Source organism: Streptomyces sp. NPDC043726, assembly GCF_056436565.1.
Genome location: NZ_JBWKCI010000001.1, coordinates 494,081 through 506,740, shown reverse-complemented (window position 1 = coordinate 506,740; position 12,660 = coordinate 494,081). Strand labels below are relative to the sequence as shown.

The 12,660-nt window shown below is 70.6% G+C and carries 10 protein-coding genes; 3 read left to right on the top strand and 7 right to left on the bottom strand.

The features are described from left to right. Positions 1-42: 42 nt before the first annotated feature. From AC068Z_RS02305 to AC068Z_RS02295, 3 genes are all read right to left on the bottom strand, one after another. The gene (locus tag AC068Z_RS02305) at positions 43-3,279 is read right to left on the bottom strand and encodes a S8 family peptidase (protein ID WP_478552261.1); all 3,237 of its coding nucleotides are present in this window, start codon (positions 3,277-3,279) and stop codon (positions 43-45) included. Between the two features lie 199 nt (positions 3,280-3,478). After that, positions 3,479-4,162 (bottom strand): ABC transporter ATP-binding protein, encoded by a 684-nt coding sequence (locus tag AC068Z_RS02300; RefSeq protein WP_478551472.1) that lies wholly within the window; start codon positions 4,160-4,162, stop codon positions 3,479-3,481. Positions 4,163-4,207: 45 nt separating this feature from the next. After that, the gene (locus tag AC068Z_RS02295; RefSeq protein WP_478551471.1) at positions 4,208-5,695 is read right to left on the bottom strand and encodes an ABC transporter permease; all 1,488 of its coding nucleotides are present in this window, start codon (positions 5,693-5,695) and stop codon (positions 4,208-4,210) included. A gap of 192 nt (positions 5,696-5,887) precedes the next feature. On the opposite strand from AC068Z_RS02295, the gene AC068Z_RS02290 reads away from it, so the two are divergent. Continuing rightward, entirely contained in the window at positions 5,888-6,658 is a 771-nt protein-coding gene (locus AC068Z_RS02290) for a globin domain-containing protein (protein ID WP_478551470.1), read from the top strand. On the opposite strand, the gene AC068Z_RS02285 is transcribed toward AC068Z_RS02290, so the two are convergent. Next, positions 6,649-7,569, bottom strand: a complete 921-nt coding sequence (locus AC068Z_RS02285) for a helix-turn-helix domain-containing protein (protein ID WP_478551468.1) — start codon at positions 7,567-7,569, stop codon at positions 6,649-6,651. The two genes, AC068Z_RS02290 and AC068Z_RS02285, sit on opposite strands and share 10 nt — an antisense overlap. A 169-nt stretch (positions 7,570-7,738) precedes the next feature. Here AC068Z_RS02285 and AC068Z_RS02280 point away from each other — a divergent pair, with 169 nt between their 5' ends. Beyond that, positions 7,739-8,782: an NAD(P)-dependent alcohol dehydrogenase gene (locus tag AC068Z_RS02280; RefSeq protein ID WP_478551466.1), complete on the top strand. Its 1,044-nt coding sequence runs from the start codon at positions 7,739-7,741 to the stop codon at positions 8,780-8,782. A gap of 126 nt (positions 8,783-8,908) precedes the next feature. Here the strand turns inward: AC068Z_RS02280 and AC068Z_RS02275 are convergent, their stop codons facing one another. Further along, entirely contained in the window at positions 8,909-9,649 is a 741-nt protein-coding gene (locus tag AC068Z_RS02275; protein ID WP_478551464.1) for an AraC family transcriptional regulator, read from the bottom strand. A 54-nt stretch (positions 9,650-9,703) separates the two neighbouring features. Here AC068Z_RS02275 and AC068Z_RS02270 point away from each other — a divergent pair, with 54 nt between their 5' ends. Next, positions 9,704-10,957 (top strand): MFS transporter, encoded by a 1,254-nt coding sequence (locus AC068Z_RS02270; protein WP_478551463.1) that lies wholly within the window; start codon positions 9,704-9,706, stop codon positions 10,955-10,957. On the opposite strand, the gene AC068Z_RS02265 is transcribed toward AC068Z_RS02270, so the two are convergent. Both AC068Z_RS02265 and AC068Z_RS02260 read right to left on the bottom strand, forming a co-directional pair. After that, entirely contained in the window at positions 10,868-11,494 is a 627-nt protein-coding gene (locus tag AC068Z_RS02265) for a hypothetical protein (protein ID WP_478551462.1), read from the bottom strand. The two genes, AC068Z_RS02270 and AC068Z_RS02265, sit on opposite strands and share 90 nt — an antisense overlap. Next, complete coding sequence (locus AC068Z_RS02260) at positions 11,491-12,600, bottom strand: serine hydrolase domain-containing protein (protein WP_478551461.1); 1,110 nt, start codon at positions 12,598-12,600, stop codon at positions 11,491-11,493. Before AC068Z_RS02260 ends, AC068Z_RS02265 begins: the two co-directional genes overlap by 4 nt. Positions 12,601-12,660 lie beyond the last annotated feature (60 nt).

Below are 12,660 nucleotides of genomic sequence, written 5' to 3'. Positions count from 1 at the left end.
CCCCGGGACCATCAGGTCCCGGGGGCCGCTCACTTGTCGCTGCTACTTGCCGTAGTACGCGTTGTAGATCGAGATGGTCGCCTTGTTGCCCTTCTTGTCGGCGACCTTCGCGTGGAAGGAGACGGCCTTGCCCTCGGCCGGGTTCTTCACGGTGATCTTGCCGCCCGTGACCTTGACCTTCTTCCAGGTCTGGCCGTAGTCGTACGACACGTACACCGACAGCGACTTGAGGTTGCCGCCCGCCGCTGCGCCCACGACGCTGACCGGGAAGGTCTGCTTCTTGTCGGCCTCGACCCGGCTGTCCAGACCCGTCTTCGCGTTGAAGCGGACCGTGGAGGCAGGGAGCTTGACCTGGTCGGAGGCCGGCTTCTTGGACTTGAACGTCCAGCTCGCGTCGATCCGCGTGGAGGCGGCGGCGACCTTGACGCTCCGCTTCACCGAGGTCGTCAGCTTGTACTCGGCCTCGGCGGAGGGAACCTTGAAGGCGCCCTCACCGAACAGCGGGTCGGTGTTGGATCCGATCTTGGTGCCGTTGCGGTACAGCTCCGTCTTCACCGAGGTGAAGTCCGAGGAGCCGGCGTGCTTGGCCGCGTCGGCGAACAGCGGCAGGAAGCCGTAGATGCTGTTGCCCTCACGGAACAGGCCGTAGTCCGCGTTGATGTGCGGACCGAAGACCGCGTTGTTGAAGGTCTTCTGGTAGGTCTGGCCCGCCTTGAAGGTCTGCGGGGCGCCCAGCGTGTAGAAGGCGTCCGGGATCGGGAAGCCCTCGGGGCTGCGGCTGCCGTACTGCTCGAGGTCGAAGGTCCACTGGATCTTGTCGGCCGTCGAGACGTACGTCGTGCGCGTGCCCGGCAGCTTCTGCTCGACGGGCATGCCGATCACCACGTCCTGCGGGAACATGCCCCACGACACCACACCACCGGTCTTGCCGGAGGAGGAGGCGCCGAGCCGGTTCTTCACCGTGGCGAGCTCGTTGGCCTTGAAGTGGCGGACCTTGTCGCCCTGGATCTTCTTCACCTTGGCGGTGGTGGCCACGTCGTACTCGGCGCTGGCGCCCTTGGTCCACTGGCCGCTCCAGGTCTGCTGGAGACCGGAGACCTCGCCGCCCAGGTGGGCCATGCGCACATTGGCGAAGGAGTCGAGACCGACGCCGATGCCGATGCCCGCCGGGTCGTACATGTAGTTGATCATCGCTGAGAGCTGCTTGGCCTCGGCGTCCGGCACCGTGATGTCGGCCGCCTTGGTCTTACGGGCGTCGATCGTGACCGAGGTGTCCTTGGTGACGTTCAGCCGCGGCTGGACCAGCCAGTCGAGGCCGCCCTCCAGGTCGCTGAAGTCCTTGGCGATCCAGGCGTCCAGCAGGTACTGGCCCTTGGGCAGCCGCATCGTGGTGGTGCCGGAAGCGACCGGCGGAACGCCGAAGGCACGGCCGTTGGCCAGGCTCGAGTAGCCGAGCAGGACGGTGTTGTAGACGTCCGTCGGCCGGCCGTCCTTGCCGATGTGCTTGACGGTGACGTCGTACGACTCCACCTCGCGCTGCACCGCGGCGGCCGTACGCACGCTCTGCCCGCCGCCCGTCGCCGTCACGTAGGCCGAGTAGGCGCCGTCCAGCGTGCCGCCCAGCTTGGTGTTGACCGTGAAGCCGACGGTGGCCTTGCCGCCCGCCGGGACGGTCACCGTGGTGGCGCCCAGCTTGAAGAAGCCCGCCGGGGCCGGCCGGCCCTTGGGGTCGGTGGCGGTCGACGACAGCTTCAGCGTGACGTCCGCCGTACCGAGGTTGCGGTACGTCAGCTCCTTGGTGACCGGGGTGTCGTCGGTGTGCGGCCACTGCTGCACCCCGAAGGACACCGACACCGGGTCGGCGATCACGGTCTGCTTGATGGCCTTGTCGACCTGGATGCGGCCCGAACCCTGCTCGAACGGCGTGTACTTGCCGCCCTTGGTGGACGCGGTCAGCGCGCCCTTGAGCTCGGCGTAGGTCCACTCCGGGTGCTGCTGCTTCAGGATCGCGGCGGCACCGGCGACATGCGGCGTCGCCATCGACGTACCCGAGATGGTCAGGTAGCCGGCCGGCTTCTCGCCGACCTCCTGCTCGATCATGCTGCCCTTGGCGGACGCGGCGGTGATGTCCACGCCCGGCGCGGTGACGTCCGGCTTGATGGCGCCGTCGCCGAGCCGCGGGCCGGTGGAGGAGAAGTCGGCCAGCTTGTCCTTGTCGTCGACCGCGCCGACGGTGAGCGCGGCGTCCGCGCTGCCCGGCGAACCGACCGACTCCGGGCCCGAGTTGCCCGCCGCGATGGCGAACAGGATGCCCTTCTCGGCGGACAGCTTGTTGACCGCCGCCTCCAGCGGGTCCACCTCGGGGGTGTCCATGCCGCCGAGGCTGAGGTTGACGACCTGGGCGCCCTGCTCGGCCGCCCACTCCATGCCGGCGAGGATCCCGGAGTCGTCACCGGAGCCGGTGTCGTCGAGGACCTTGCCGCTGAGGATGTCGGCGCCGGGCGCCACACCCTTGTACTTGCCGCCGGACTTCGCTCCGGTGCCCGCCGCGATGGACGCGACGTGCGTGCCGTGGCCGACCTTGTCCTCGTCGGTCGCGGCCGGGGTGAAGTTCTTCGAGGCGATCACCTGGTCCTTGAGGTCCGGGTGGTTCGCGTCGACGCCGGTGTCCAGCACGGCGATCTTGACGCCCTTGCCGTCGTACCCGGCCGACCACGCCTTGGGGGCGCCGATCTGGGCGACGGACTTGTCGAGCGTGGCCTTGCGGGTGCCGTCGAGCCAGACGTGCGCGATGCCGGAGGCCGTCCGGTCGCCGTTGGTGACGGCGTCCCAGAGGTCGGGCGTCTCGGTGTACGGCGTCTGCACGGCGTCCGCGTTGAGGGACTTCAGGGTCCGGCGGAGCTGGCCCGCGTCCCGGACGTCGGCCTTGGTGCCGGCGGCGGCGCCCTTGTAGCCGACGATCACCTTCAGGCCCTTGGCCTGCGACTTGCGGGTCGCCGACTTGCTGAGCTCGGTGATGTCGAACAGCCGCTGGTCGAGCTTGCCGGCGGTGATCAGCCGGGCCGCGTCGGCGGGTATGACGAGCGTGTGCCCGTCGTCCTTGCGGATCTGAACGGGTATGTGCTTCCGGCCCTCCGCCCGCTGCAGGGCGACGACCCGGCCCTTGGCGTCCACGCTGACCCGGTCACCCGTGATGAGGGTGATGCGGTGGTGGGCGGTGAGCTGGGCGGCGGCGGAACCGGTCCGCTGCTCGGGCTTCGCCGACGCCGGGCTGGTCATGCCGGCGGCGAGGGCGACGGCGGCCGCCGTGGCGACGGTGGCCGCGCATGCTCTTTTCACTTGTCTGCGCAAGTTTCCCCCTTGCTGAAGTACCGGGCGAATTTCCCCGTTCACCCGGCCGGGGGCAGTCCTGCACAGACGTACGTGCACCCCCCGGAATACGAAGTATGCCGGGGGGTGATCAGCGACCTCAATAGACTTACGCGCCCGCGTTTTCCTTGACGGAGATCTTTCCCTTGCGGATGGTCGCGAGGCGGGGGGCCTTCTTCGCGATGGACGAATCGTGCGTGACCATGATGAAAGTGAGCCCCAACTCCTTCCACATGCGTTCGAGTACGTCCATGATCTCGTCGCGCATCGACTCGTCGAGGTTGCCGGTGGGCTCGTCGGCGAGCAGCACCTTGGGCTGCTTGACCAGGGCACGAGCGATCGCGACACGCTGCTGCTGACCGCCGGACATCTCCGAGGGCAGATGCGTGAGCCGCTCCCCGAGGCCCACCGACTTCAGCGCCTCCGCCGCCTGTTCACGCCGGTCCTTCACCTTCACGCCGAGCGGTACGAGCGCGGTTTCGACGTTCTCCTGTGCGGTCAGTGTGGGGATCAGATTGAAACTCTGGAACACGAAGCCGATGTTCGCGCTGCGCACGCCGGTGAGTTTGGCCTCGGACAGTTTGGCGAGATCTGTGCCATCCAAAACGACCTCACCGGATGTCGGCCGGTCGAGTCCGCCGAGCATCTGGAGAAGCGTGGACTTACCCCCGCCGGTGGGGCCTTGGATGACGAGCCGGTCGCCGTCGGCGATGGTGAGGTCGACTCCGTCGAGGGCGCGGACCGTTTCCTTGCCCCGGGTGTAGAGCTTGGAGACGTTTCTGAGTTCGTACATGGGGTGGCTCCTGAAGTGGTGTTCGGGCTGCTTCGGGGGAGTTCGCTACTCGACTCGCCTCAGTGCGTCCGCCGGGCGGAGACGGGAGGCGCGCCAGCCGCCGAAGCCGCCCGCGATCAGGCCGCCCGCCACCGCCAGGCCCACCGCCAGGGCGATCGTCGTCGCGCTGACCGGGGCCGTGAGGGCGACCTCCAGGGCGTTCGACGACTGCTGGGCCGCCGGGCCGCCCATGCCGCCGCCGGGGCCGCCGCCCATGCCACCACCACCCGGGCCGCCGCCGAAGCCGCCGCCCGTGCCGCCGAGTTGGGCCTCCAGGGTCGGGCTGATCGCCGTCACCACGTAGGCGCCCGCCAGGCCCACCGCGATGCCGAGCGCGCCGCCGACCAGGCCGTTGACGACCGCCTCACCGACCACCTGCCGGGTCACCCGGCCCGACTTCCAGCCCAGCGCCTTCAGCGTGCCGAACTCCCGCACCCGGCGCGACACCGCCGAGGAGGTCAGCAGTCCGGCGACCAGGAACGCCGCCGCCAGTACCGCGATCGACAGCCACTTGCCGACGCTCGACGCCAGGTCCGACGCCGTCGACAGCGACCCCGACACCGTGTCCGCCAGATCCGCCGACGTCGTCACCGTCGTACCGGAGATGTTTTGTTGGATCTCCGACTTCACGGCCTCGATCCGCTGCGAGTCGGTCGCCTTGACGTAGATCGTGGTGACCTTGTTCTTCGAGTCGCTCAGCGTCTGCGCCTGCTTCAGCGGGATGTAGAGGTTGGCCGCCGCGTCCCCGCTCTCCGGCGTCGCGATGCCGATCACCTCGAACTTGGTGCCCTTGACGGTCACCGTGGAGCCGACCTTCAGCTCCTTCTCCTTGGCGTACGACGCATCGGCCACGACCACCTTGGCGTCGGTCTCCGACGACTTGAACGTACGGCCGCTGGTGATCTTCGAGGAGGTCAGCGGACCCAGCGCCGGCTCGGTGACGTCCGTGCCGTAGACCGAGTAGTTGTTGACGTCGAACTCGGCGCCGCCGCCCTCGACCCGGCCCTCGGGAGACTGCATGCCGCCGCCCGGACCGCCCTGTCCCTGGCCCTGCGCCGAGCCCCCGTCCTGCTGGAACTCACCCCGCCGGAACTGCCCGCTGACCTTGATGACCTGAAGGCTCAGCCCGCCGACCGCGTCCGAGACCCCGCTCTGCGAGCCGACCTTGTCCACGGTCGAGCTCGCCAGGGTCTGGAAGCCCTGGACCATGACCCGGTCGCTGCTCTGCTCCTCGTCGGAGTCCTCGTCCCGCGCGTCGAACTCGAAGCGCGGCCGCTCCGGCTGACTCCCCTCGGCGGCGGCCGCCTTGGTGACCGTCATGTCGGTGCCGAGCCCGTACAGCGACTCCAGGACCTTGTCCTGGGCCTTGGACATGCCCGAGGACACGGAGTTGACCACGATGACGAGGGCGATGCCCAGCGCGAGACCGGAGGCGACGACGAGGGCCGCCTTTCTGCGGCGGCGCAGCTCGCGCCTCAGGTAGGTGAAGAACATGCGCCGCAAGCTAGGGACAGCGCGTGATGACTCGATAAGGCTGAAATAAGAGAAGCATGAGAAGGCTGTCCGCGAGCCAGGAGCGGGCCCGCACACCACTGTCAGCGTGGCTTGATTACGCCAAGCGCTGACACGGGTCCGCCCAGCGCCGGAAGAGCAGCTTCCGCCCGGCGTCCGTGCTTGTGTGGGCGCATGACGGCTCACACGGTGGAATACGTCCGGTACCGCATTCCCGAGCAGCAGTCGGCGGAGTTCCTGGCCGCCTACACCCGCGCCGCGATCAGTCTCGCGGCCGCCCCGGAGTGCGTGGACTACGAACTCACGCGCTGCGAGGAGGACTTCGAGCACTTCGTCCTCCGGATCACCTGGACCTCGACCGAGGACCATGTCGAGGGCTTCCGCAACTCGGAACTGTTCCCCGACTTCCTGGCCGAGATCCGCCCCTTCATCGGCAACATCGAGGAGATGCGGCACTACAAGGCGACCAGCGTGCGCGGGACCGGCTCCGCGGTGCCGACGCTGTACGCGTGGGCGGGCGGCGCCGAAGCACTCGCCCGCCTGACCACCGCCTTCTACGACCGGGTCCGCAAGGACGACCTCCTGGCCCCGCTGTTCCAGGGCCTGCCCGAGGCCCATGCCGAGCATGTCGCCCTCTGGTTCGGCGAGGTCCTCGGCGGCCCGACCGCCTACTCCGACACCCAGGGCGGCCACGGACACATGGTCGCCAAGCACCTGGGCCTGAACATCACCGAGCCCCAGCGGCGCCGCTGGGTCAACCTCATCCAGGACGCGGCCGACGAGGCGGGCCTGCCCACGGACGCCGAGTTCCGCAGCGCGTTCCTCGCCTACGTGGAATGGGGCACCCGCCTGGCGGTCTACTTCTCCAGCCCCGACGCCAAGCCTCCGGCCGAGCAGCCGGTGCCGAAGTGGAACTGGGGGGCCGCGCCGCCGTATCAGGGCTGAACGGCCCCGGCTCCGGTCCCGGCCCTGGTCGCGTCCGCGCCCCAGCTCGCCAGCAGGCGCAGCGCCTCGGCCGAGGGTGAGCCCGGCTCGGGGTGGTAGGTGACCAGGGACTGCTCCGAGCCGTCGGTCAGGGTGAACGACTCGAAGTTCAGGGTCAGTTCGCCGACCAACGGGTGCCGCATCCGCTTGACGCCGTAGCTCTTCTCCTTGACGTCATGCGTGGCCCACAGCCGTCGGAACTCCTCGCTCTTCAGGGAGAGTTCACCGACCAGGGAGGAGAGCAGGGGGTCGTCCGGGTGGCGGCCCGCGTCCATGCGCAGATAGCTGACCATGTCGTAGGCCTTCTGGTCCCACTCCACGAACAGCTCCCGGTAGTCCGGGCGCAAGAACACCAGCCGCGCCCAGTTCCGCTCCTGCGCCGGCAGCTCCGCCCAGTCCCCGAAGACGGCCGCGGCCATCCGGTTCCAGGCGAGCAGGTCCGAGCGCCGTCCGGTGATGTACGCCGGGACGGTGTCGATCGAGTCCAGCAGCTGCCGCAGCGCCCCGCGCACCTGCTCCGTCCGCCCGGCCTGCTGCTTCTTCTTCTGCGGCTTCGGCTTGGCCAGATGCATGAGGTGCGCGTACTCGGCCTCGCTCAGCCTGAGCGCCCGCGCGATGGCGTCCAGCACCTCCGCCGACACGTTCCGCCCGTTGCCCTGCTCCAGGCGCGTGTAGTACGCCACCGACACCCCGGCCAGCTGCGCCAGCTCCTCGCGCCGCAGCCCCGGCACCCTGCGGTGCCGTCCGAAGTCGGGCAGCCCCACATCCTCCGGCTTCAGCCGGGCACGCCGGGTGCGCAGGAACTCGCTCAGCTCGGCACGCGGGTCCAGGCCGCCGCCGGGCCCGGCCGGAGATTCGGGCTGCTCGTCCATGCCGTCCAGTATTCCCGGTCGTACGCCCACCAGCCTGACCCTCTCAGTAGTAGGAACGCCAGACGTACGCAAAGCCGTGACCTGGGTAAACGCTCGCGCCCTCGGCAGTCTGGAGGACGTGCCCGGCGGAAGGCAGCCGGGCACGCAACCTCTGAGGAGAGCCACTCCCATGACCACTGTCGCTGCGTACGCCGCTCCCGCCGCCAAGGCGCCGCTGGAGCGCACCACCATCGAGCGCCGTGCGGTCGGCGAGTTCGATGTGCTGATCGACATCAAGTTCGCGGGCATCTGCCACTCGGACATCCACCAGGCCCGTGAGGGCTGGGGCGAGGCCATCTTCCCGATGGTCCCCGGCCACGAGATCGCGGGCATCGTCGCCGAGGTCGGCTCCGGCGTCACCAAGTACCGGGTCGGCGACCGCGTGGGCGTCGGCTGCATGGTCGACTCCTGCCGCGAGTGCGACAACTGCAAGGCCGGCTTCCAGCAGTACTGCACGGGGGGCGGCATGGTGGGCACGTACAACGCCCTCGACAGGAACGGCGAGCCCACCTACGGCGGTTACTCGGAGAAGATCGTCGTCGACGAGGGCTACGTCGTCCGCATCCCGGACGGCCTGTCCCTCGATGTGGCCGCGCCGCTGCTGTGCGCGGGCATCACCACCTACTCCCCGCTGCGCCACTGGAACGCAGGCCCCGGCAAGAAGGTCGCGGTCGTCGGCCTGGGCGGCCTCGGCCACATGGCCGTCAAGATCGCGCACGCCATGGGCGCCGAGGTGACCGTCCTGTCGCAGTCCCTGCGCAAGAAGGACGACGGACTGAAGCTGGGCGCGGACCACTACCACGCCACCAGCGACCCGAAGACCTTCGAGGAACTGGCGGGCACCTTCGACCTGATCGTCTCGACGGTGTCGGCGCCGATGGACTTCGCCGCACTGCTGTCACTGCTCAAGGTCGACGGGACCCTGGCGAACGTCGGCGCCCCCGAGGAGCCGATCTCGCTCAACCTGTTCGAGCTGATGCTGGGCCGCAAGAGCCTTGCCGGTTCCGCCATCGGCGGCATCCCCGAGACCCAGGAGATGCTGGACTTCTGCGCCGAGCACGGCATCGGCGCGGAGATCGAGCTGATCGCCGCGTCCGAGATCAACGAGGCGTACGAGCGGGTGCTGGCCAGCGATGTCCGGTACCGGTTCGTGATCGACACCGCGACGATCTGAGCGGTGATCGCCACCGCGACGATCCGAGCGGTGATCGCCACCGCGACGATCCGAGCGGTGATCGCCACCGCGACGATCCGAGTGGTGTGCCGGTGAGGGCCCCGGGGTCACCCCCCTCCGGGGCCCTCACTGCTGGTGCGTGCCCGGCGTGTGCCCGAAGGCCCGCCGGAAGACATCGATGAACGCGCTCGCCGACGACCAGCCGCACGCGTGCGCCACCGCGGTCACCGCCCGGCCCTCCGCCAGCAGCACCAGCGCGTGGTAGAGCCGCAGTTGGGTGCGCCACTGCGGGAAGGTCATCCCGAGATCGGCCCGGAAGAGCCGGGACAACGTCCGCTCACCGGCGCCGACTTCCCGGCCCAGTGCGGCGAGCGTGCGCTGGTCGGCGGGGTTCTCGTGCAACAGGGCGCACAGCGAGCGGAGTTGGGGCGCCGTGGGGGCGGGCAGGTGCAGGGGCTGCTGGGGCGAGGCGCGCAACTGGTCGAGCAGCACCGCCCGCAGCCGCGACCGCTCGGGGCTGTCCTCCCGCGGAGCCTCGGTGTAGGCGGCGATCAGCTCGCGCAGCAGCGGCCCGACGCTGAGCACGGTCGGCTCGTCCAGGCCGAGGGGGTTCTCGGCCGCGGGCAGCCCGACGAGGTGCAGTTCGAGCCCTCCGTACGCCCGGTGCGCGTGCACGGTGCCGGCCGGCACCCAGACCGCCCGGGTGGCCGGCGCGACCCAGGACCCGGCGTCGGTGGTGACCGCCAGGACCCCACGGGCGGCGTACACGATCTGGTGCTCGTCGTGGCGGTGGGCGTCGATGGCGGCGCCCGGGGCCAGCCATTGGGCGCGGGTGGGGGCGGTGGGCTGATGGCGGATCTGCTGCATTGAATGGCAGATTATCGGAAGCCCGACAGGGTGCGCTCCGCCCACGATGGCCCGGTGCGGAGAAACAAGTCGATCATTCTGCTGTCGGCCGGGCATGCCTGCGTCGACGTCTACCAGGGCGCCGTGGCGTCCCTCATCCCCTTCTTCGTCGCCGAGCGCGCCTACTCCTACGCGGCCGCCTCGGGCATCGTGCTCGCCGCCTCCCTGCTCTCCTCCGTGACCCAGCCGCTGTTCGGCGTATTGACCGACCGCCGGCCCCTGCCCTGGCTGCTCCCCGTGAGCACGCTCCTCGGCGGCACCGGCATCGCGCTCAGCGGCCTTACGGACTCCTACGCTCCGACGCTGGCGCTGGTGGCGCTGTCCGGGGTGGGCGTGGCGGCGTACCACCCGGAGTCGGCGCGCGTGGCGCGGCTCGCGGCGCGGGGGAGCCACACCGCGATGGGCTGGTTCTCGCTCGGCGGCACACTCGGCTTCGCGGCGGCGCCCCTGCTGGTCGCGGCGGTGGTCGCGACGGGCGGGCTGGTGCTGACGCCGTGGCTGGTGATCCCGGCGGTGGTGGGCGGCGCGCTGTGTCTTGCGGCGGTGCGGGGGTTGTCCGGGGGTGACGGACCTGCGGGTGCGGGTGCGGCTGACGATGGTGCTGAGGTTCGTGGGGACGCGGAGTCGAAGCCCGCCCGGGACGACGTCCGTTCCTTCACGAGGCTGTCCCTGGCCGTGGTCTGCCGGTCGATCACCTTCATCGGCCTGAGCACCTTCGTCGCGTTCCTCGTCCAGGAGCGCACCGGCGGCGGTACGGCGGCCGGTACCGCCGCGCTGTGCGTCCTGTACGCGGGTGGCGCCGTGGGCAGTGTGCTGGGCGGGGCCCTGGCCGAACGCCTGGACCGGGTCACCGTGGTGCGCCGGTCGTACCTGCTCACGGTCGTGGCGGTCACGGGCGTGGTCCTGGCCCCGGGCCCCTCGGTCTACGTCTTCGTCGCGCTGGCCTCGGCGGGCCTGTACGTCCCCTTCTCCCTCCAGGTCACCCTCGGCCAGGACTATCTGCCCACCCGGGTCGGCACGGCCGGCGGCATCACGCTGGGCCTGACGGTGAGCGTCGGCGGCCTGGCGACCCCGGTGATCGGCGCCCTCGCCGACGCGACCTCGCTCCGTACGGCGATGGCGCCCCTGGCCGTACTGCCCGCCCTCGCCTGGCTGCTGGCACGGGGACTGCGCGAACCGTCAGCGGCGCGTCCAGAGGGTGACGTCGCTGCTGGTGGCGACGGCGAGCGTCTCGCCGGACGGGGAGAAGCCCGCGGCGCGGAAGGTTGAGTAGGAGGAGTGCAGGACGTGCCACCAGCCGTCGCCGTGGGCACTGTTGTGGAACCGCTTGCCGCCGTGCGAGAGCAGGACCCGCTGGTGCGGCCACTCGGGCGTTTCCACCTCTACGTCCCACCTGTCACCGGTGCCGGAATGCAGCCCGCCGCCGAAGAGCCCGGCGATGGGCACCCGGCTCCCGGCGATCGGCCCGAATCCGGGGCAGGTGAGGTCGGGGGCGGTGTCGGGGGTGCTGTGCTCGGGGTCGGGGTCCCGGTCGCGGGCGATCTTCTCGCCGGTCACGGCGTCGAAGAGGCCGTGGCCGTCGTGCGAGACGACCATGACGAGGTCGTGCCCGGTGCCGGGGTCGGTGGCGAAGCCGATGCCGAGCAGGCCGCCGACGGCCGCGCAGGGCGGGACGCCGCTGTCGCCGTAGCGCGGGGCGCCGCTGTCGCCGTGGGGCGCGAAGACCGGCCGCCAGGGGTGCGGGGCGGGGACGACGGGCGCGGCGAGGAGGCGGTCCCGGAGGGTCCGCTGATACTCGGTGATCACTTCCGCAGTGCCTCGATCCCGTCCTGAGCCGCCATCACGATCTCCAACCCCCGGGTGTCCTCGGCGGGTTCGCGCATCTGGTGGGTCACGTACGCCACGACCGAGCGGGTCTCGGGCTCGATCATCACGAGCGAGCCGCCCCAGCCGCCCCACCCGTAGGTGGTGCCGAACAGACCGTAGCCGAGGCCCCAGCGAGCCGGCATGCCGAGCACGAGGTCCTCGCCGGCGAACTGTTCCTCCCAGGCGCGGTCACAGCCGGCCCGCGACAGCAGCCGGGTCGTGCCCACGGCACCGCCGCAGGCCATCACCGACTGGACCAGGGCGACCGAGCGGGCGTTGCCGAAGCCGCCGGCGGCGGGGATCTGGGCGCGACGCCAGGCGACGCTGTTGCCGTCACGGACGCGGACGCCCGTGGTTGGTGCGGGTGCGCTCTGTCCGGCCGTACTCGCGGCGTAGTCCTGGTCCCGGCCCGGGGGCGGGACGGTGAGCGCGACCCGGGGGTCGTGCTCGGCGGGCAGCCCGATGTGGAAGTCGGCGCCGAGGGGACGGGCGACTTCCTGAGCGAAGAACACGCCAGGTTCCCGCCCACTGACCCGCCGTACGAGCTCCCCGACGAGGAACCCCTGGGTGAGCGAGTGATATCCGGCGGCGGTACCCGGTTCCCAGCGCGGAGCCTGCGCCGCGAGCCGGGCGGTGGCGGTGCCCCAGTCGTACAAGTCCTCGACGGGCAGCGCCGGATCCCAGTCGGGCAGCCCGGCGGTGTGCGCGAGCAGATGCCGTACGAGGACGCGCTCCTTGCCGTTCGCGGCGAACCCGGGCCAGTACCGGGCGACGGGCGCGTCCGGGTCGAGCTCGCCGCGGTCGGCCAGGACGAGGGCGCACAGGGCCGTCATGGTCTTGGTGACGGACCAGACGTTGACGAGGGTGTCCCGCTCCCAGGGCACACTCCGCCCGGCGTCGGCGAACCCGCCCCACACGTCCACCACGGGCTCGCCGTCCACGAAGACAGCCACCGAGCCCCCCAGATCCCCACCATCCACCAACTCCGCCAGCGCCCCGGGCACAGCGGCGAACAGGTCGTCGTACGAGCCCTGAACATCGGCCATGGCGTCCATGCAAGGGGGGCACGGCGTCGGGACGCAACCGAATTCCTGGGGGCGACCGCG

Excerpts from the sequence above, each read along its gene's own strand:
- AC068Z_RS02260 (WP_478551461.1), bottom strand. The coding sequence starts at position 12,600 with ATGGCCGATGTTCAGGGCTCGTACGACGACCTGTTCGCCGCTGTGCCC.
- AC068Z_RS02305 (WP_478552261.1), bottom strand. The coding sequence starts at position 3,279 with ATGACCAGCCCGGCGTCGGCGAAGCCCGAGCAGCGGACCGGTTCCGCC.
- AC068Z_RS02290 (WP_478551470.1), top strand. The coding sequence starts at position 5,888 with ATGACGGCTCACACGGTGGAATACGTCCGGTACCGCATTCCCGAGCAG.
- AC068Z_RS02295 (WP_478551471.1), bottom strand. The coding sequence starts at position 5,695 with ATGTTCTTCACCTACCTGAGGCGCGAGCTGCGCCGCCGCAGAAAGGCG.
- AC068Z_RS02300 (WP_478551472.1), bottom strand. The coding sequence starts at position 4,162 with ATGTACGAACTCAGAAACGTCTCCAAGCTCTACACCCGGGGCAAGGAA.
- AC068Z_RS02275 (WP_478551464.1), bottom strand. The coding sequence starts at position 9,649 with ATGCAGCAGATCCGCCATCAGCCCACCGCCCCCACCCGCGCCCAATGG.
- AC068Z_RS02280 (WP_478551466.1), top strand. The coding sequence starts at position 7,739 with ATGACCACTGTCGCTGCGTACGCCGCTCCCGCCGCCAAGGCGCCGCTG.
- AC068Z_RS02285 (WP_478551468.1), bottom strand. The coding sequence starts at position 7,569 with ATGGACGAGCAGCCCGAATCTCCGGCCGGGCCCGGCGGCGGCCTGGAC.